The 19,101-nt window shown below is 45.7% G+C and carries 17 protein-coding genes; 15 read left to right on the top strand and 2 right to left on the bottom strand.

Going from position 1 to position 19,101, the window contains the following annotated elements:
- Nucleotides 1-71: 71 nt before the first annotated feature.
- The 7 genes from ACIPK1_RS01295 (at nucleotide 72) to tkt (ending at nucleotide 6,895) form a co-directional block, all read left to right on the top strand.
- Nucleotides 72-1,550: a PRD domain-containing protein gene (locus ACIPK1_RS01295; protein WP_275626553.1), complete on the top strand. Its 1,479-nt coding sequence runs from the start codon at nucleotides 72-74 to the stop codon at nucleotides 1,548-1,550.
- Nucleotides 1,543-1,980, top strand: a complete 438-nt coding sequence (locus tag ACIPK1_RS01290) for a PTS sugar transporter subunit IIA (protein ID WP_275626554.1) — start codon at nucleotides 1,543-1,545, stop codon at nucleotides 1,978-1,980. The genes ACIPK1_RS01295 and ACIPK1_RS01290 overlap by 8 nt, the downstream gene beginning before the upstream one ends.
- Before the next feature lie 58 nt (nucleotides 1,981-2,038).
- The gene (locus ACIPK1_RS01285) at nucleotides 2,039-2,491 is read left to right on the top strand and encodes a PTS sugar transporter subunit IIA (RefSeq protein ID WP_074536500.1); all 453 of its coding nucleotides are present in this window, start codon (nucleotides 2,039-2,041) and stop codon (nucleotides 2,489-2,491) included.
- A 24-nt stretch (nucleotides 2,492-2,515) separates the two neighbouring features.
- On the top strand, nucleotides 2,516-2,836 hold the full coding sequence (locus ACIPK1_RS01280) for a PTS fructose transporter subunit IIB (RefSeq protein ID WP_008380953.1): 321 nt from the start codon (nucleotides 2,516-2,518) through the stop codon (nucleotides 2,834-2,836).
- A 24-nt stretch (nucleotides 2,837-2,860) separates the two neighbouring features.
- On the top strand, nucleotides 2,861-3,961 hold the full coding sequence (locus ACIPK1_RS01275; RefSeq protein ID WP_194193172.1) for a PTS fructose transporter subunit IIC: 1,101 nt from the start codon (nucleotides 2,861-2,863) through the stop codon (nucleotides 3,959-3,961).
- Between the two features lie 71 nt (nucleotides 3,962-4,032).
- Nucleotides 4,033-4,725, top strand: a complete 693-nt coding sequence (gene alsE / locus ACIPK1_RS01270; protein ID WP_008380955.1) for a D-allulose 6-phosphate 3-epimerase — start codon at nucleotides 4,033-4,035, stop codon at nucleotides 4,723-4,725.
- Nucleotides 4,726-4,891: 166 nt separating this feature from the next.
- Nucleotides 4,892-6,895 carry a transketolase gene (gene tkt, locus ACIPK1_RS01265; protein ID WP_400449746.1) on the top strand — a complete coding sequence of 668 codons (2,004 nt, stop codon included), beginning with the start codon at nucleotides 4,892-4,894 and terminating at the stop codon, nucleotides 6,893-6,895.
- Between the two features lie 85 nt (nucleotides 6,896-6,980).
- Here tkt and ACIPK1_RS01260 read toward each other — a convergent pair whose 3' ends face one another.
- A complete protein-coding gene (locus ACIPK1_RS01260) occupies nucleotides 6,981-7,853 on the bottom strand; it encodes an alpha/beta hydrolase (RefSeq protein ID WP_086316449.1) in 873 nt (290 codons plus the stop codon).
- A gap of 169 nt (nucleotides 7,854-8,022) precedes the next feature.
- On the opposite strand from ACIPK1_RS01260, the gene allC reads away from it, so the two are divergent.
- The 7 genes from allC to arcC are packed head-to-tail and all read left to right on the top strand — an operon-like array spanning nucleotide 8,023 to nucleotide 15,990.
- Nucleotides 8,023-9,252, top strand: coding sequence for an allantoate deiminase (gene allC, locus ACIPK1_RS01255; protein ID WP_086316448.1), 1,230 nt, complete (start codon nucleotides 8,023-8,025; stop codon nucleotides 9,250-9,252).
- A gap of 15 nt (nucleotides 9,253-9,267) precedes the next feature.
- A complete protein-coding gene (gene allE / locus ACIPK1_RS01250; protein ID WP_086297689.1) occupies nucleotides 9,268-10,053 on the top strand; it encodes a (S)-ureidoglycine aminohydrolase in 786 nt (261 codons plus the stop codon).
- A gap of 13 nt (nucleotides 10,054-10,066) precedes the next feature.
- Nucleotides 10,067-11,143 (top strand): ureidoglycolate dehydrogenase, encoded by a 1,077-nt coding sequence (allD, locus tag ACIPK1_RS01245; protein ID WP_005234452.1) that lies wholly within the window; start codon nucleotides 10,067-10,069, stop codon nucleotides 11,141-11,143.
- 8 nt (nucleotides 11,144-11,151) lie between these two features.
- Nucleotides 11,152-12,906 carry an acyl-CoA synthetase FdrA gene (fdrA, locus tag ACIPK1_RS01240; RefSeq protein WP_008379230.1) on the top strand — a complete coding sequence of 585 codons (1,755 nt, stop codon included), beginning with the start codon at nucleotides 11,152-11,154 and terminating at the stop codon, nucleotides 12,904-12,906.
- A 12-nt stretch (nucleotides 12,907-12,918) separates the two neighbouring features.
- A complete protein-coding gene (locus tag ACIPK1_RS01235; protein ID WP_005234461.1) occupies nucleotides 12,919-14,181 on the top strand; it encodes a DUF1116 domain-containing protein in 1,263 nt (420 codons plus the stop codon).
- Nucleotides 14,182-14,218: 37 nt separating this feature from the next.
- A complete protein-coding gene (locus ACIPK1_RS01230; RefSeq protein ID WP_086332612.1) occupies nucleotides 14,219-15,082 on the top strand; it encodes a DUF2877 domain-containing protein in 864 nt (287 codons plus the stop codon).
- Nucleotides 15,055-15,990, top strand: a complete 936-nt coding sequence (gene arcC, locus ACIPK1_RS01225; RefSeq protein ID WP_008379225.1) for a carbamate kinase — start codon at nucleotides 15,055-15,057, stop codon at nucleotides 15,988-15,990. The genes ACIPK1_RS01230 and arcC overlap by 28 nt, the downstream gene beginning before the upstream one ends.
- Before the next feature lie 30 nt (nucleotides 15,991-16,020).
- Here arcC and ACIPK1_RS01220 read toward each other — a convergent pair whose 3' ends face one another.
- Nucleotides 16,021-17,652: a PucR family transcriptional regulator gene (locus tag ACIPK1_RS01220; protein WP_016613699.1), complete on the bottom strand. Its 1,632-nt coding sequence runs from the start codon at nucleotides 17,650-17,652 to the stop codon at nucleotides 16,021-16,023.
- Nucleotides 17,653-17,782: 130 nt separating this feature from the next.
- Between ACIPK1_RS01220 and ACIPK1_RS01215 the strand changes: the two genes are divergently transcribed.
- A complete protein-coding gene (locus ACIPK1_RS01215; protein ID WP_016613698.1) occupies nucleotides 17,783-18,997 on the top strand; it encodes an alanine--glyoxylate aminotransferase family protein in 1,215 nt (404 codons plus the stop codon).
- The last annotated feature ends 104 nt before the right edge of the window (nucleotides 18,998-19,101 follow it).

Raw genomic sequence — 19,101 nt, 5'->3', positions numbered from 1 at the left:
GGGGACAAAGAATGATAGAACGCTTACATTTCCTAGTGCTATGATAAGTGTGTAGAAAGGAGAACGGTTACATGACTGTTATGGAACAACGAAAGAGAAAAATCATCCATATTCTTTCCAATACGAGAGAATTTGTCACGGCCGATGAACTATCCGCAGCGCTTCGACTTTCTACAAAGTCGATTTATCGCATCGTAAAAGCAATCAATGAGGATGCCGCGATTGACTATGTGATTCTCTCAGAAAAAGGGAAAGGCTACCGCTTAAGTTTCCATCATCAAGAAAAGTCCCAGAGTCAGAAAGCGGAAATGCCGAATGCGCTGACACCAGTGGAACGCCGGAACAAGGTGATGGAGGAGCTATTGCTTATTTCCCCAAAAAGAAAGAATATTTTTTCCCTGTATCAGCCTTTTTATGTGAGTGAAACGGTTATCAACAGTGATGAGAAATTAATTTCTGAAGCTTTGCAGCGTTTTGAGCTGACGGTTTCCCGCAAAAATAAAATGATCGGGGTGAACGGTGCAGAAAAAAATATCCGTCGTGCATTGCAGGAGTATATCCAACAAACCCGCAATATCCGCTTGGATGATCTGCATGTGACGAATGAGGCGTTCAACCGCTATGATGCGGAGTTTGTTTTGCGACAGCTGAATTTGATTGAAAATCACCTAGGCTTAGTAATTCCTCATCCATACAACATCAATCTTTTTTCTCACCTGTATATCTTATTGCGGCGGTTTCGCAAAGTAGGGAATTCGTTTAACGAGGATATTTTAGATGAGAAAGAGAAACAGCAAATGCAAGAAAACCCAGAATTAGCCACCATCGCCAAAGAGATCATTGGCAATAGCGAACAGTACTTGCATACGAAATTACCGGAAAACGAAAGCTATTATATGTATCAATACCTCGTCTCCTCACGGATGCAAAAGGCCACGGATGAATTAGAGGATCTGTCAGAACAAGTAAAACTAATTTCTAATGCATTTATAGAAAAAATGAGCACTCAGCTGCAGCGGTCATTTGAAGACGAGGAGTTATTCGGTAAATTGGCTCGCCATATCAAACCAATGATCAATCGGTTGCGACATGGGATCGAAGTCAAAAACAATCTTTTGGAGCAAATCAAATTAGAATACACAGATTTGTTTTTTGCTACCGAAGAGACTGCAAGAGAAATCTGTCAAGTGTATGATTTGCCAGTGCTCACAGAAGATGAAATCGGCTTTGTCACCCTTTACTTTGCTCAAGCGATCGAAGAACATCCCCAACAACTCAAGGTCATGATCGTCTGTACTACGGGAATCGGGACCTCCGAATTATTAAAAGTAAAAGTGCATAAGAAGTTTCGTGAGTTGGCAATCACGGCTGTCCTACCTTCTCGTGATGTGGAATCGGCTTTAAAGCAGCACCCGGATACGGAGATGATCATCTCAACCGTTCAATTAACGATCGATAGTCCGATTCCGGTCGTGATCGTGAGTGCCATGCTGACGATGGAAGACCAAAAACGCCTTGAAGCGATGATTGGGAGGGTGAGAAATGACTAAATTCCCTTTGTCCCTTACTTTAGTTTCAACAGAAGCTGGAGAGACGAAAGTCGATGTTTTAAGGAAGATTGCAGCAGTTAGCCAAACAATCGGGCTGACGGAGAGCAAAACCTTGCTATTTGAAGCTCTGCAAGCCCGAGAAGCGAGCGGCAATACGATGATTGCTGAAGATTTTGCGCTACCGCACATTGAAAGTGCTGTGGTGAAAAAAAGCGGAATCGTCCTCGTCAGAGGTGAAGAAGTCCTTTGGCAGGGAACGCTGCAAGCAAAAACGATTTTTGCGATCCTGATGAAGACTAACGAAACAACCGCGGTGAAACAAGCAGTCATCCGTTTAATGAAATGTTTCGCCTATGAAGAAAATCTGCACTTCATTGCAGAAAAATCAAAAGAAGAAATCGAAGCCTTCCTTCTCAACCAACGTGGCTGATAGGAATGAATGGTCAATTCAGTAAGGTAAAAGGTAATCAACTAGAGGAGGAAAACGAATGGATATTTCAACAGTGATTGATCCAAAAATAATCAAAACCAACATGGAGGCAGCTTCTAAAGAAGAAGCCCTGCAGCAATTGAGTCAGCTTTTATATACCAATGAGTACTTGACGGATCAGGCAGCATTTTTAAAAGATGTCTATGAGCGGGAAGCAGTCGGTCAAACAGGGATTGGCAATTACATTGCCATTCCCCATGGAAAAAGTGCTCATGTGAAGGAGATCGGCGTAGCAATCGGGGTTTTAAAAGAAGAGATCCCTTGGGAAACGTTGGATGGCAAGGGAGTGAAAGGAATTATCTTATTTGCCGTCGGTGATGACACGGAAGGGGCGCAAAAGCATTTGAAACTACTCTCTTTGTTCGCTCGGAAATTAGGAAATGACGAGGTGACGGCTGCCTTGTTGAAAGCAAAAGAGCCGCAGCAAGTGATTGAAGCATTTCAAGGATAACAGAAAATTTAAGGAGGAATTATTATGAAAATTGTCGGAGTATGTGCATGTACAGTAGGGATCGCTCACACTTATATTGCGCAAGAAAAGTTAGAAAATGCGGCTAAAAAGGCAGGTTACGAGATCCATGTGGAAACACAAGGAACGATCGGCCGTGAAAATGAATTGTCACCTGAAGCGATTGCGGCTGCAGATGTCGTGATTTTAGCAGTTGACGTCAAAGTAGCAGGACGTGAACGATTTGAAGGGAAACGGATCATTCAAGTGCCGACCGAAGTTGCCATCAAGTCCCCAAGCAAATTGTTGGAAAAAGCCAAAGAGGTCGTCCAACAGCAGGCGGTCTAAGCAAACCGAAGGAGGAAGGAAACTATGGAAAAAATCAAAGCATTGAATTTAAAAGGACATTTATTGACAGCCATCTCCTATTTGATTCCGATCGTCTGCGGTGCCGGATTCTTGATTGCCATTGGCATGGCTTTCGGCGGCACCAGTCAGGGACAACTGGTGCCAGGTGAATTTACGATTTGGGATGCTTTAGCTACGATGGGAGGTGCAGGACTCGGGTTGCTTCCGGTGGTCATTGCGACAGGAATTTCTTATGCGATTGCCGAAAAACCGGGGATCGCGCCAGGGTTTATTATTGGTTTGACAGCCAATGCCATTGGTGCAGGTTTTATTGGGGGAATCTTGGGCGGCTACTTAGCTGGATATCTAGTAATTGCTATTTTACGATATATTAAAGTACCAAATTGGGCGAAAGGCTTGATGCCGACATTGATCATTCCCTTTTTGACCTCTTTGATCGGTGGTCTGATCATGGTCTATATTATCGGTACACCGATCACTGCCTTTACGAACTTACTAACGAACGCATTAAATAGCTTAGGCTCCTCTTCATTATTGGTTTTTGGTGCGGTCATCGGCTTGTTGAGTGGCGTTGATTATGGCGGACCAATCAATAAAACGGTCTTTGCTTTTGTTCTGACGATGCAAGCAGAAGGGATCAATGGACCGATCACTGCGTTGCAATTAGTCAATACTGCAACACCAATCGGTTTTGGTTTAGCATTCTTTATTGCAAAATTGTTCGGCAAAAACATCTATACGCCTGTAGAAGTGGAAACGTTAAAATCTGCCGTACCAATGGGTGTGATCAATATCGTTGAAGGGGTGATCCCAATCGTTATGAACGATATCGTCCGAGGGCTGATCGCAACAGCTATCGGTGGCGCTGCTGGAGGTGCTGTTTCAATGGTCTTAGGGGCAGATGCAACGGTACCGTTTGGTGGTGTGCTGATGCTGCCGACTATGACTCGTCCATGGGCTGGGGCAGTAGCTTTGTTGGTAAATATAGTAGTGACTGGGATCACCTTGGCTTTGATCAAGAAAAATGTCACTGAAGAACAAGTAGCCGCGCAAGCAGAAGTGGAAGAAGAAGAAATCGATTTAGATGATATTCAAATTTTCTAAGAAAAGCGATTCAATTGAAAGAAGAATCGTTCCTCTCAGTACAAGACTGATCGAGGAGAAAGGATAAGTCTATGAACAAAGTTGAATTTTCACCGTCACTGATGACGATGGATCTAGATAAATTTAAAGAGCAAATCACTTTTTTGAATGACCAAGTGGACTCCTATCATATTGATATTATGGATGGTCATTACGTACCCAATATTTCCCTATCCCCATGGTTTATTCAAGAGGTCCGCAAAATCAGTACTTTGCCTTTGTCCGCTCATTTGATGGTCACTGAACCTGCCTTTTGGGTGCAGCAGCTGATCGATATCAACTGTGAATGGATTTGCATGCACGCTGAAGTTTTGGATGGGTTAGCATTTCGTCTGATCGATCAAATCCATGATGCCGGATTAAAAGCCGGGATCGTCTTAAATCCTGAAACGCCAGTATCGGTCATTTTGCCTTATATCGATCGTTTGGATAAAGTCACGATCATGACGGTTGATCCAGGGTTTGCTGGCCAACGCTTTATTGAAGGGGCGTTAGATAAAATTGTTGAACTGCGGGAATTACGGGAAGAATACGACTATCACTATGTCATTGAAATGGATGGTTCCTCCAATCGGAAATCCTTCAAACGGATCGATGAAGCCAATCCAGACATCTATATTGTCGGACGCAGTGGATTGTTTGGTTTAGATGATGACATTGCCAAAGCATGGTCGATCATGGTCGCAGATTATCAAGAAATGACTGGAAAAGTTTTGAGTAGCTAAGCAAAGCCGAAAGCAAAATAACCGGACGACTCAAGTTGCGGACTGTTAAAAAGAGGAGCATTAGATGCCTCCTAGCCTGTAAACTTTGGGTGTCTGGTTCTTTTCTATTGTGAAAAGGCAGTGAATAGAAACATGCTGGCTGAAGAAAGTGAAGGAGGCAATTTAATTGAAAAAATTATTTGATAAAATCGATCAATTAGGAGTGAACACCCTTCGTACATTAAGTATCGAAGCCGTACAAAAAGCCAATTCAGGACATCCAGGATTACCGATGGGGGCAGCACCCACGGCCTATGCCTTGTGGACCAAACACTTGAAAGTCAATCCAACGACTTCTCGCAACTGGGTGGATCGTGACCGCTTTGTTTTGTCTGCTGGACATGGTTCGGCTCTATTGTACAGCTTGTTGCACGTGTCTGGTTACGATGTGACCATTGAGGATCTAAAAAACTTCCGTCAATGGGATAGCCGCACGCCAGGACATCCAGAAGTCGATCACACAGACGGCGTGGAAGCAACCACTGGACCTTTAGGACAAGGGATCGCTATGGCAGTCGGTATGGCGATGGCCGAAGCCCACTTGGCTGCAACCTACAATCGCGACAAGTATCAAGTCATCGATCACTATACCTACGCTTTATGTGGCGATGGGGATTTGATGGAAGGTGTTTCGCAAGAAGCTGCATCCATGGCGGGTCACATGAAATTAGACAAACTGATCGTCTTGTACGATTCAAATGACATCTCCCTAGATGGCCCAACTTCAAAAGCCTTTACAGAAAATGTCGGTGCGCGTTTTGAAGCGTATGGCTGGCAACACATTCTCGTTGAAGACGGCAATGATTTAGAAGCGATCTCAAAAGCGATCGACGAAGCAAAAGCTGAAAGCGACAAACCAACCTTGATCGAAATCAAGACTGTGATCGGATACGGTGCGCCAAATCAAGGCACCTCTGCCGTTCATGGTGCGCCGATCGGTGCCGAAGGCATTTCTGCAGCTAAAGCGATTTATGGTTGGGAATACCCAGAATTTACTGTACCTGAAGAAGTTGCCGCGCGCTTCAAAGAAACCATGGTCGATGAAGGACAAAAAGCTGAAGCAGCTTGGAACGAAACTTTCCATGCTTATGAAGCAGCCTACCCAGAACTTGCGGCGCAATTCAAACAAGCCTTTGCGGGTGAATTGCCAGCAGATTGGGATGCAACATTACCAAGCTACGAAGTTGGCAGCTCACAAGTTAGTCGGGTTTCCAGCAAAGAGATGATCCAAGCCTTATCCCAAGCCGTCCCTAGTCTCTGGGGTGGATCGGCTGACCTTTCTGGTTCCAACAACACGATGGTGGCAGCAGAAAAAGACTTTGAACCTGGCCAATACGAAGGCCGCAACATTTGGTTTGGTGTCCGAGAATTTGCGATGGCGGCAGCGATGAACGGAATCCAATTGCATGGCGGTACGCGAATCTATGGCGGAACCTTCTTCGTCTTCGTTGATTACTTGCGTCCAGCGGTGCGCTTGTCTGCGATCCAGCATGCACCTGTGATCTATGTCTTGATGCATGACTCCGTGGCGGTGGGAGAAGATGGACCGACGCATGAGCCAATCGAGCAATTAGCCAGCGTCCGGTGCATGCCAAATGTCCAAGTGATTCGTCCAGCAGACGGCAATGAAACCCGTGCTGCCTGGAAATTGGCCATGACGACAACGGATAAACCAACGGTCTTAGTCTTAAGCCGACAAAATCTACCAGTGATCGAAGGCACGCAAACCGGTGCGGATGAAAATGTCGCAAAAGGTGGCTACGTGATTTCAAAACAAGCTGGTGAAACACCAGCGGGGATTTTGATCGCCACAGGTTCTGAAGTGAATCTTGCGGTCCAAGCACAAGCTAAATTGGCAGAAGAAGGCATCGATGTATCGGTGGTCTCCTTACCAAGCTTTGATTTGTTTGAAGCACAAAGTTCAGAATACAAAGAAAGCGTCTTGCCAAAAGCAGTGAAGAAACGGGTAGCGATCGAAGCGGCTTCCCCATTTGGTTGGGAACGTTACACCGGTTTCCATGGAAAAGTGATCGCGATCGATCACTTCGGTGCATCAGCACCTGGCGACAAAGTCTTAGCGGAATTCGGCTTCAGTGTTGAGAATGTCGTGAATACCTTCAACTCACTATAATCAAAAAACAGGCGATCTTTAGAGGGAACATTCCTTTGAAGATCGCCTGTTTTTGTTTACTAAAGAAGCATGGCCAAATCTGCGCTTAATTTTTCTCTATTGTTAAAAGGAGCCATGAAATCATCTCTCGATAGCACTCATCAGCGATCGCATTTGGTGTCCGATCAAAGTCATGCTGATCTAAATCGAGCCAAAGTGTTTTGGCACGGGGGACTTGTGCTGCGAAAGCTTCGGAGGCGCTGAAGGGAACGTCTGGATCTTTTTTGCAATGAACGACAAAGCAAGGAGGAAAGTCTTTGTAAGCGGCAGCAGGAATCGCCAAGGCTGCCAGCTGTTCCCGATTGCCTAAATAACGCTGCCAGTTGCCATATTGACGGGCGGAAAGGTACAAAGGGAATCGTTTTTCTAACGTGCCGTGGGTGATTGGTTGGCTTTCGATCATAGCTTCGGCGTCGAGTGGCGGGACTTTCGGAAATTGCGTGTAAAAGCGTGCCGGCTGCAAAAATTCTTTATAAAACAACTCTTGGTATCCGTAAAATCGGATCAAGCCTTTTTGCTCCGGATGCTTTGTGCGTGCGGTCAGTAAGGTCGCTAAAAAACCGCCGGCGGAGCGACCGAATAGAATGTACTCATTTGCACCAACGCCGCTGAAGTGCCAGCCCTCTGTCAAAAACCATTCCACTGCCTTTTTTGTATGAAGGTAAATGTCGTTCAGCGCTACTTCGGGAGCCAGTGGATAATCAAAGAGATAAAGGCTAACACCGGCAGCCAGCAATTGGTGGACATAATCCTGCGGAAGGTCTTCCCGCTGACCATAGAGGAAGCCACCACCATGAAAATACAAAAGGCTGATCCGAGGCTGCGCTGCTTTTAGGATCGTCACTTCTAACGGCAAAATGCCGTAGGTGTCAAATTGGATTTTTTCTGTTTGCGCAAAGGCATTTTTAGGATAAACCATTGTTTTCTTCCTTTCTCTTCTTCGATAGTATAAGGAAGAGTATAGGAGAAGGAAGCGGTTTAGAAAACAGCGTTATGACTAAAAATAGAAACGGTTTTGTCGAAAGTGAACAATGATGTCCTTCAGTAACACGCTTACAATAACCGTATAAATCAAAGGAGGCAGAACAATGGAGTTGAAAAAAGAAGTAGCGGCAATGATCGATGCATTATCTCAGATTGGGAATGATCCAACTGGAGGAATGACTAGACTGCTTTATACCGATTCATGGAAAGAAGCGCAATCATTTGTAGAAAAACAATTAAAAAAAACTGGCTTAACGACGTCCTATGATGCAGTCGGCAATCTCTTCGGCAGAATGGAAGGCAGCCAGTATCCAGAAGAAACGATTCTTTCAGGGTCACATATCGATACCGTCGTCAACGGGGGCACATTAGACGGTCAATACGGGGTCGTTGCTGCTGCTTTAGCGATCAAGTATTTAAAAGAGACCTATGGGCAACCTTTACGCTCCTTGGAAGTCATCTCAATGGCAGAAGAAGAAGGCAGTCGTTTTCCAACCGTTTTTTGGGGAAGTAAAAACTTTGTCGGAGAGGCCAAAAAAGCCGATGTTGAAGCGATCGCAGATTTTGAAGGCAATAGCTTCGTGGCAGAGATGCAACGCCAAGGCTTTGACTTTCGCGACCCACAAGAACCGGTTCGATCAGACATCAAAGCCTTCGTGGAAATCCATATCGAACAAGGCAGTGTTTTAGAAAAAGAAAACTTGCAGATCGGTGTCGTCAATAGTATCGCTGGTCAAAAGCGCTACACCTTTGTCTTAAAAGGACAAGCCAATCATGCAGGCACCACACCGATGGGCTATCGTCAAGATGCTGTGTATGGTTTTGCCAAAATGTGTGCCGCAGTGATCGACCGTGGCTTAGATCTTGGGGATCCATTAGTTGTGACATTCGGTAAAGTTGAGCCAAAGCCGAATACGGTCAACGTGGTTCCTGGTGAAGTGTTGTTTACGATGGATTGTCGCCATACTGATGGGCAGCTATTGGATGCCTTTACTGCTGAAGCAGAACAGATCATTCAAGCGATCGCCAAAGAGCACGACCTGACAGTGGAGATGGACCTATGGATGGATGAACGCCCAGTGCCGATGGACGATACGATCGTTGCCACGGTGGAACAAGCGGTGAAGCAAACCGGCAAACGCTACAAAGTGATGCATAGTGGGGCGGGTCATGATTCCCAAATCATTGCACCACATTTTCCAACGGCGATGCTGTTTGTACCAAGTATTGATGGGATTAGCCACAACCCAGCCGAAGCAACAACTATCGAAGATTTAACAGCTGGGGTAGAAGTTTTAGCAGCTTCCCTTTACGAGCTAGCATACAAAGAATAGAAAGCAGGGACACACATGGGATACAAAAATAATAATACGGGCTATTTAGATGGATTGCTGCAATCACGTGCAGTCATTAGAAAAAATAATTTTGCGATCTTGCCGCATGACGGGTTAGTGAATAATGTCATTCCAGGATTCGAAAACTGTGAATGTTCGATACTCGGCACACCAAAATTAGGGGCGTCTTTTGTCGATTACATCATTTCATTCAAAAAAGATGGCGCCAACCAATTGGGCTTCGGCGGACCAGAGATCGAGAGTTTCTTGTATGTCATCTCGGGCAAACTGGAAGTGAGTGATGGTAAAGAAACCCATACATTGACGGACGGAGGCTATATCTATCTGCCTGCTGGAGAAAAACTGTATATGAAAAATCTCCAAGAAGAAGCGACAGAAGTGTTCTTATATAAGAAGCGTTACCAACCGTTAGAAAATCACCAAGCCTACAAAGTAGTGGGGAATCTTTCAGAGTTGATACCGATCCAATACGAAGGGATGGAAGACGTCCTGCTTTGGGATTTCTTACCGAAAGAGTTGGGTTTTGACATGAATATCCATATCCTTTCCTTTGAACCAGGGGCAAGTCATGGCTACATTGAGACCCACTACCAAGAACACGGGGCGTACTTACTGTCAGGTAAAGGGATGTATAACTTAGACAATGAGTGGTTCCCAGTGGAAAAAGGCGACTATATTTTCATGAGTGCCTATGTACAGCAAGCGGCCTATGGTGTCGGTCGTGATGAACCATTGACCTATATTTATTCCAAAGATTGCAACCGCGATCCGGAAATTTAAAGGAGTTTAGAAAATGGAAGAGACGGTTATTGTACAGTCACAAGAGTTACAGCAATTGATCCAAAAAAAATTAGCGGCTGCTGGTTTGTCTGAAGCGCACGCAGCCATCGTTGCAGAGCATTTGGTCTTTGCCGATGCCAGCGGGATCCACTCTCATGGGGCTGTACGGGTAGACTATTACGCAGAGCGGATCGCTAAAGGTGGAATGAATCGCACTCCACAGATCACGTTTGAAGAGACTGGGCCTAGCAGCGGGATCGTTCACGGTCAAAATGGCGCAGGGCAGGTCGTTGTATTAGAAGCGACAAAGCATGCCATTGAGATGGCCAAACGTTCTGGGATCGCGGCGGTTGGTGTACGGAAAACGAGTCATAGTGGGGCGCTATCCTATTATGTCAAAAAAGCTGCAGAAGCTGACTTGATTGCATTATCTATGTGCCAATCAGATTCAATGGTGGTTCCTTTTGGCGGCAAAGAAAATTATTTTGGTACCAATCCAATCGCATTTGCCGCACCAAGAAAACAGGGGGCACCGGTGGTCTTTGACATGGCAACGACGGTCCAAGCGTGGGGCAAAATATTAGACGCTCGCTCCAAAAATAAAGAGATTCCTGCGACATGGGCCGTGGATGCTCATGGCAAGCCAACGACGAATCCACATCATGTCCACGGCTTACTGCCGATCTCAGGGCCAAAAGGCTTTGGGTTGATGATGATGGTGGATATCTTATCAGGAATGCTCCTTGGGCTGCCTTTTGGCAAGCATGTTTCCTCTATGTACAACGATCTGACGAAAGGTCGCGACTTAGGGCAATTTATTTTGCTGATCGATCCGCAACGCTTTACAGATTTAGACACATTTAAAGAGTCGGTGGAGACGATGGTTGCCGAACTGCATGACATACCGGCTGCTGAACAGTTCCAGCAAGTCTATTATCCAGGCGAGATCAATCAACTAACCTATGAAAAATATATGGCAGAAGGCATTCCCATCGAGAAGAACATTTATCGCTATCTCATTAGCGACACGGTTCATTTTGACCAGTATTCTGGGTCAGATGCCTTTGCACAGACAGGAACAGGAGAGTGAGGAGACCCATGTTACACACTATTATTCAAAAAAACAATTACCAAGATTCCATTGTTTTAATGCTTTTGACCAATCGTCTACTGACGATCGAAGGGATCAACAACGCTTCGGTCATGATGGGCACACCTGCCAATAAGGACATTTTCAAGACGGGTGGTCTTTATACCGAGGAGATGAGCAATGCGACATCCAACGATATGGTGCTCGTTTTAGACATCGAAGAGGAAGAAATCATCGAAACAGTCCTGTCAGAAATCGATGCCTTCTTATCGGACCAAAGCAATAGCGCAGGAGAGGAAACCCAAAGCGTCAAAACTTGGGAAAAAGCCTTAGATCTTGGAAAAGATGCGAAGGTCGCTGTCTTATCGATTCCCGGTACTATGGCAGCACCAGAAATTGAAACCGCATTAGCAGCGGGCAAACATGTATTTTGTTTCAGTGATAACGTTTCATTGGAAGAGGAAGTTCGGCTAAAGAAACTGGCGCATGAAAAAGGACTTCTTTTAATGGGACCAGATTGTGGCACAGGGATTCTCAATGGGATACCAGTAGCCTTCACCAATGCCGTCCGTAAAGGGAAAATCGGTGTTGTCGGCGCTTCGGGTACTGGTATCCAAGAAGTCACCACTATTATTCATAAATTGGGTGCCGGTGTAACACAAGCCATCGGAACCGGTGGACGAGATCTCAAAGAAGCCGTCGGTGGGATCACCATGAAAGATAGCATTCTTGCCTTGGAACACGATCCTGATACGGAGGTGATCGTGGTGATCTCCAAACCACCTGCACCACGTGTCCGAGATGAAGTGTTGGCACTTTTAAGAAGAGGAACAAAACCTGCAGTCACGATTTTTCTTGGGGAAGAGCCAACGGACCACGAAGAAAATCTTTACCGAGCCTACACGCTGGAAGAAGCGGCTCAATTAGCCGTGCAGCTGCTACGCCAAGAACAGATTGGACTAGAGCCAGTGAAAGAGGAAACAGCAGCTGCCACTTTTGGACCTGAACAACAAAAAATCAAAGCTTACTATTCTGGCGGAACATTGGCGTACGAAGCAGCGATGCTTGTTAAAGCAGGATTAAATCTGGAACAAGAAGATACCCATCAGGAAGGGTACATCTTAAAAGCAGCTGGCCATGAGATCATCGATTTAGGTGATGACATTTATACTCAAGGCAAGCCCCATCCGATGATCGACCCAACAAAGCGGATCGAACTGTTGAAACAAGCGGGGGAAGATCCTGAAACGGCAGTGATTTTGTTAGATATCGTTTTAGGGTACGGCTCTCATCAAGATATGGCGAGTGAATTGGCACCGACCATCAAATCATTGAAGGAAGAAGCACAAGCAGCTGGTCGGGAGTTAGCGGTGATCGCTACGATCGTTGGAACTGATTTAGACCCCCAAGATAGCAACGAGCAAGCAGAGATTTTAACCGCAGCTGGCGTGATTTTGTGTCAAAGCAATGCCCAAGCAGTCAAAAAAGCTTTAGCAATGCTCGGCCATCCCTTTTCCCCAATTAGTCGTAAGCTGTTGCCAAAAGCAGTGACAACTGCCGATGGGTTGCCAGAGCCATCTGAAAAGAGCCGCGAATTGTTGTCGAATGACGCGTTCATCAATGTAGGATTGCGTAGCTTTGCAGAAGCGATCCAGACGCATCACGGTCAAGTCGTTCAATATGACTGGCAGCCAATTGCTGGTGGGAACGTAACGTTACAAAAAGCCTTACGTTTCTTAGCACAAGTGTCACTATCAGAGTAGGAGGAAGTTATCGTGTACGAAACTATTGAAGAAGCAAACCAAGCCGTTATTGCCAAGATCGTTGCCGGTTCGCCTTTTTTGTTGGATGTCGTTCCAGCAGTCAGTGTCATTCCAGAATTAGGTGAAGGAAAAGTCCTATTGCACGCAGGACCACCGATCCGCTACGACCAGATGATCGATCCGATTCAAGGCGCTTGTGTTGGAGCGGGACTTTTTGAAGGCTGGGGCGAAACGGAAGAAGAGGTACGTCATTTATTAGCATCTGGGGAAGTTCAACTGATTCCTTGTCACCACGTGCAAGCGGTTGGCCCAATGGGGGGCATCACCTCTGCCAATATGCCGGTTCTCGTGGTGGAAAACAAAACAGACGGCAACCGAGCGTACTGTACGATGAACGAAGGGATTGGGGCAGTTTTACGTTTTGGCGCCTATTCTCAAGAAGTCATTGATCGCTTGCATTGGATGAAAAATACGTTAGCACCAGTTTTAAGTGCTGCACTACAAACAAAACCCGATGGCTTGAACATCAATGTCTTAGTCGCAAAAGCAATCGCCATGGGGGATGAGTTCCATCAACGGAATATCGCTGCTTCGTTGGCGTTCTTAAAAGAAGTAGCACCAGCGATCGTTACCCTTGAAGGATTTGAAAAAGAAAAACCAGAAGTCATTCAGTTTCTAGCAGACACGGATCAGTTTTTCTTGAATATCATGATGGCTTCTTCAAAAGCGGTGCTTGATGGCGCCCGGACGATTGAAGAAGGAACGGTTGTGACAGCAATGTGTCGCAACGGGCATGAATTCGGTATCCGTATTTCTGGTATGGGGGACGAGTGGTTTACCGGTCCTGTCAATACACCAAAAGGGTTGTATTTCTCAGGATTCAGTGAAGAAGATGCCTCTCCAGATATGGGCGACAGTGCCATTACGGAAACCTTTGGTGTTGGGGGAATGGCGATGATTGCTGCCCCAGCTGTGACACGCTTCGTTGGTTCCGGCGGATTTCACGATGCGTTGAAAACCAGCAATGAGATGTTAGAGATCTCCATTGATACCAATCCGAATTTTCCCGTTCCTACATGGGACTTCAAAGGGATCTGTTTAGGGATCGATGCTCGGAAAGTCGTGGAAACAGGGATCTTACCGGTGATCAATACAGGGATCGCCAACAAACAAGCTGGACGGGGACAAATTGGGGCCGGGACAGTGACACCACCAATGGATTGCTTTGAAAAAGCTGTCTTGGCTTATGCAAAAAAATTAGGATTTGAAGAATAACTCAGGGTCTGAAAACGTGAAAAGGAGCAACCTAGCGATGATACAGGCAAAATGGATCGACCAAGCTTTATTTGAACCCGCATTTATCAATGGCACCTGGCTCGTTCACAGTGTGTTTCAGCATAGTTTCAATCTGCAAGATCCTCGTCAGGATCAGCTGATCTGTGTCTCCAAACAAGCGGCTCGCGTGCCCAAAGGAATGATTTTAGCTGCCGACGATTATGCAGCGTTGGCGACCGACTTGCTTGCTGGTACCACTCTTTTGGTTCAGCAACGAGTGATCCATTTTCCGCATCATCGTCTGTCTTTTCAAAAGGCAGCCATGTTTACAACCACCTTCCCAGCTGGCACAGTCCCATTTGATCGAGAACTGTTTTGGTCAACCCTCCAACATGTCACGGAAAAGACGGGGATTCAAGAAGCTGTTTCACAAACCATCAGCAGCAATCATCCGTTTTATGACGCAATCGATCAGCTATGCACGCCTTCATTTAAAGAACAACGGCAAGCAGTCGCTTATTTAGTCGGACGGGGTGTCGGATTGACCCCCACAGGCGATGATATGCTAGTTGGCCATTTACTGGCTCGCCGAGTGATGGGGCAAGAAGATACCCGCTTGGTGGCTTATCTACAAAGAAGGCTGTTGACAGTCAATGATTTGACGACTGACGTCAGTAAACATTATCTTCTGCATGCGTTGACAGGCGCATTCAATCAATCGGCGTTATCCTTGACCAGGTGTACCGATTCAGCGGCTTTTTACCAAGTAATCAAAGAGATACTAGCGATCGGTCATACCTCGGGGGCTGACTTTTTGGCAGGGTTTGCTCGCAGTATCAATCAATTTCAAAACAATAGAAATGAGGAATTCATATGGCAAAACGAGTGGTCATCGCTCTAGGGGGCAATGCAATTTTAAAACCGAATCAACCAGCGACCGTAGAGACACAGCTTGCAAATATCCAGTTAAGTGCAGAACAGATCGCTAAAATCGAGAAACTTGACCATCAAATCGTTGTGACGCATGGCAATGGGCCGCAAGTCGGCAATATTTTACGACAAAATGAAGAAGCCAAAGAAGTCGTGCCGCCTTTTCCACTGGATGTCTGCAATGCAGAGTCACAAGGCTTTATCGGTTATTTGATGGAGCAAAGCATCAAAAATAAAATCGATCAAGAAGAACTGACCAGCAATGTCGTGACCTTATTGACTCAAGTGGAAGTGGCAGCGGATGATCCCGCGTTTGAAAAGCCAACGAAGCCGATCGGCTTGTTCTACTCAGAAGAAGAAGCAAAAACAATGGCTGAGGAAAAACATTGGGTGATGGAAGAAGATGCTGGACGTGGGTACCGTCGCGTCGTGCCATCCCCACAACCTGTGACGATCCACGGCGTGGAATCAATGGTTCATTTATTGAATCAAAATACCATCGTGATCGCTGGTGGCGGCGGTGGGATTCCAGTCGTAAAACAAGCGGAAGGCTTGAAAGGGATCGAAGCAGTCATCGATAAAGACCGAACTGGGAAAAAATTGGCAGAACAAGTGGATGCCGATGTATTTATGATGCTGACCGACGTCAGCAACGTTTATATCAATTACGGAACACCGGAGCAAGAAAAATTAACGGGATTATCCGTAAGTGAAGCGCAAGCATATTTTGATGCGGGGCATTTTGCAGAAGGCAGTATGGGGCCGAAAATGGAAGCAGCGATTGCGTTTGCCAAGCAAGGAAAGACGGCAATCATCTGCTCATTGGAAGAAGCAGACTTAGCATTGTTAGGTGAAGCAGGCACAAGGATCGCTGGGTAACACCAGCGATCCAACTGCTTGATTCGCCTATTAGTCGCCTTCTTCGGACAGCTCAAGGGCTAAGCGCAGATCCAGGCTAATGCTAGGATCATGCACGTTTTTTCCTAGTAGCTTTTGGCACTGTTCGATGCGGTATTTGATCGTATTGCGATGAACGAACAAGGCTTTGGCGGTGCGGGTGATCTCACATTGATAATCCAAGTAAGCCCGTAAGGTTTTGCGCAATTCGATGGTGGCATCTTCTTGCGGAAACGCCAATTCTTTGAGGATCGTGCGGCAGAAATAATGGATATCTTCAGGGCTCATTTTTTCAAATAGACTCCGCATTCCCCGTTGATGGTAGAAAGAGACGATGGGAGAATCATGTTGGCCTCTTCGTTCTTCATAAGCAGTCTTTGCTTCAATGTAGGAGCTGGCTAAATCATTGATGCTTTCACAGACACTCCCTACACCAAAGGCCATTCGAAAAGGCAACCGATTGGTCAAAGCATTGGCGGTCTCAATCAAATGGTCTTCTAAGGCATCACACTTATGCTGCACGAAAATCGCAAAGTGATTGCTGCCCTTTAAGCGAAAGAGACAAACATCTTTGATGCGATAAGGCAGTTGTTCACTAAACCACTGATAGACCAAGTCACTTTCTTCTTTTAGGTATTTGTCTTTGTCTTTGGTTTCTTTGGTTGGTTCACAGGCACCATAGATGACACGATAATGGCGGGCTTTGACCAACCCGTAAGTCTTTCCGAGATCTAACCAATCTTTTTGTTCCTGTTTGGAAGATTGCTGGTATTCGATCATCCGTGTTAAAAAGTCACTTTTTAAATCTTCAAAAGATTCTTGCACTTTTTGGTTTTTGTAGAGCATAAACGACAAGACCAATGCTGCTTGTTCCAGCGCAAAATCCGAGACAGGATAAGGAATCGCCTCAGGATTCAAAATGACTAAATAATGGGGGAAATAAGTGGAGGTTTCAATGGCATAATAAGAAATTTGTGACGTTTTTTCATGGAGATCTTTGATAGGGATCGCCCCGCTTTTTTCACCAGTAAAAACCCCTTTCGTTTGTCCTAATTGATGGATGTAGTACTCCGCGGGTTTTGACATGCGGGTGAAATGCTTGGAATGGGCAATCACTTGTTTGAAAGGATTCAACAAAATGATCGGTGTATTGACCATTTGGCCAAAATCAGCGATAAAGCGAGCGATGCTGACATCCTTCATCAAGGAAGCAGAGAACCGTTTTTGGATATCTAAGGCATAACTCAGCTGCTCGGTTTTGGTGTTCCATAGTAAATTCAAAAGCTGGTGCATCAAACGGCCCAGCGGCATCGTGGCAGGTACTTCTACGATGGGGAAACCTAAACTATCGGCGTAGGCGATGACTTCAGGATCGATGACATCCAAAAAACGACCGATCTTGATGCCTAATCCAGCGGCATTTTTGGCTACGAGGGAATCGATCAGTTCAAGCAGTGCTCCTTGATTATCTTTATAAACCATCGCCGTGCTTAAGATAAAGGTATGCTCAGGAATATAGTGTGCGATATCGGGGGTCTCAGTGATTTCGATACTGTCGACGGGAATTTCCGCGGTAATGGGATCTGTCAACAAACGCAAATTGGAAAAGCGTGGTGTAGCAAGCAATTCAGCAACTAACTTCATAGAGAAACTCCTTTTAGAATTGAACAAAACAAACAAAAACATGTCCTTTTTTAGCTTTATTGTACAACAAACTTGGAAACGTTGACAAGGCGTTGGGCAGTGAAATCAAAAAGAGAAATGAGGGGAAAAGATGTATAAAGAGTTAACGATCGCACAACGTACGATCATGACACCTGGGCCTGTAGAAGCACATCCAGCTGTTCTTCAAGCAATGACCAATCGTATTTTGGGACAGTTTGATCCGAATTTTTTGGCGATCATGGATGAGGTCAAAGAAATGATCAAACAACCGTTTGGAACCAAAAACAAAGAGGCATTTGCCATTGATGGGACTTCCCGAGCTGGTTTAGAAGCGGCGCTGATCGCTTTGATCGAACCAGGGGACAAAGTCTTGATCCCCGCCTATGGGCGCTTTGCTTTCTTACTTGGAGAAATCTGTGAACGTGCCCAAGCGCAAGTCAAATATGTAGAAAAAGAATGGACGGCTCCTTTTGCACCCGCAGAGGTCATCAAAGAAATCGACGCATTTCAACCCAAGATCGTGGCGATGGTCCACGGGGAAACTGCCAATGGGCAAATGCAGCCGTTAGCAGAAATCGGGCAGTATTGTCGCGCAAAAGATATTTTCTTTGTCGTTGACATGGTGGCGACTTATGGTGGCGTGGCCCTGTCAGTCGATGATTGGTGTGTCGATTTGGCAATTGCCGGTACACAGAAGTGTTTAAGTGTGCCGTCTGGTCTTTCATTAGTGACCTACAACGATCGAGTCGAAGCCGTCCTTAGTGCCCGTTACCAAAAAGAATTAGGCTTGAGCAAAACGGATCGAAACAAGCGGCACATTATGAGTAATTACTTGGATTTGAGTCAATTGCAACGCTACTGGAACAAAGAGCGAATCAACCATCACACAGAAGCGACGAGTATGATCTATGCGCTTCATGAAGGATTACGGATGTTGCTAAACGAAGGCCTCGATGCAGCCTATCAACGTCATTTGACGAATGAAGGGGCGTTGGTCGCTGGACTGGAGGCAATGGGGCTTTCGATTTATGGCGAAAAAGCAACCAAAATGCCGACAGTTACCCCCATCTTTATTCCAGAAGGTGTTGATGGCGAAGCTGTCCGAGAAGAGATGCTTCACTCCTTTGGTGTAGAGATCGCTAGTTCATTTGGTGATCTAAAAGGAAAAATCTGGCGGATTGGAAATATGGGCTACAGCAGCCGCAAAGAAAATATTTTACATGTCCTAGCCGCGTTAGAAGGGGCACTATTGTACCAGCAAGCACCAATTTCTGCCGGCAAAGCGCTCATCGCTGCGTTAAATTACTACCAAAAAACGACTTGAAATTTTAGCACAAATGCACAACGACTGAAAGCGCTTTGTGAAAAATGACAAATGCAATAGTCGGCAAAAAAACGTACACTAAGACTATCTTAAAGCGCTTTCGT

Origin of the sequence: Enterococcus sp. NPDC086594 (genome assembly GCF_044746145.1) — a bacterium.
GTDB classification, from domain to species: domain Bacteria; phylum Bacillota; class Bacilli; order Lactobacillales; family Enterococcaceae; genus Enterococcus_D; species Enterococcus_D entomosocium.
The sequence above is the reverse complement of the archived record's forward strand: the minus strand, read 5'-3'. Positions and strand labels throughout refer to the sequence as shown.

Excerpts from the sequence above, each read along its gene's own strand:
- alsE (WP_008380955.1), top strand. The coding sequence starts at position 4,033 with ATGAACAAAGTTGAATTTTCACCGTCACTGATGACGATGGATCTAGAT.
- ACIPK1_RS01285 (WP_074536500.1), top strand. The coding sequence starts at position 2,039 with ATGGATATTTCAACAGTGATTGATCCAAAAATAATCAAAACCAACATG.
- ACIPK1_RS01295 (WP_275626553.1), top strand. The coding sequence starts at position 72 with ATGACTGTTATGGAACAACGAAAGAGAAAAATCATCCATATTCTTTCC.
- allC (WP_086316448.1), top strand. The coding sequence starts at position 8,023 with ATGGAGTTGAAAAAAGAAGTAGCGGCAATGATCGATGCATTATCTCAG.
- ACIPK1_RS01290 (WP_275626554.1), top strand. The coding sequence starts at position 1,543 with ATGACTAAATTCCCTTTGTCCCTTACTTTAGTTTCAACAGAAGCTGGA.
- ACIPK1_RS01260 (WP_086316449.1), bottom strand. The coding sequence starts at position 7,853 with ATGGTTTATCCTAAAAATGCCTTTGCGCAAACAGAAAAAATCCAATTT.
- allD (WP_005234452.1), top strand. The coding sequence starts at position 10,067 with ATGGAAGAGACGGTTATTGTACAGTCACAAGAGTTACAGCAATTGATC.
- ACIPK1_RS01275 (WP_194193172.1), top strand. The coding sequence starts at position 2,861 with ATGGAAAAAATCAAAGCATTGAATTTAAAAGGACATTTATTGACAGCC.
- ACIPK1_RS01215 (WP_016613698.1), top strand. The coding sequence starts at position 17,783 with ATGTATAAAGAGTTAACGATCGCACAACGTACGATCATGACACCTGGG.
- ACIPK1_RS01230 (WP_086332612.1), top strand. The coding sequence starts at position 14,219 with ATGATACAGGCAAAATGGATCGACCAAGCTTTATTTGAACCCGCATTT.
- ACIPK1_RS01220 (WP_016613699.1), bottom strand. The coding sequence starts at position 17,652 with ATGAAGTTAGTTGCTGAATTGCTTGCTACACCACGCTTTTCCAATTTG.
- ACIPK1_RS01280 (WP_008380953.1), top strand. The coding sequence starts at position 2,516 with ATGAAAATTGTCGGAGTATGTGCATGTACAGTAGGGATCGCTCACACT.
- allE (WP_086297689.1), top strand. The coding sequence starts at position 9,268 with ATGGGATACAAAAATAATAATACGGGCTATTTAGATGGATTGCTGCAA.
- arcC (WP_008379225.1), top strand. The coding sequence starts at position 15,055 with ATGGCAAAACGAGTGGTCATCGCTCTAGGGGGCAATGCAATTTTAAAA.
- fdrA (WP_008379230.1), top strand. The coding sequence starts at position 11,152 with ATGTTACACACTATTATTCAAAAAAACAATTACCAAGATTCCATTGTT.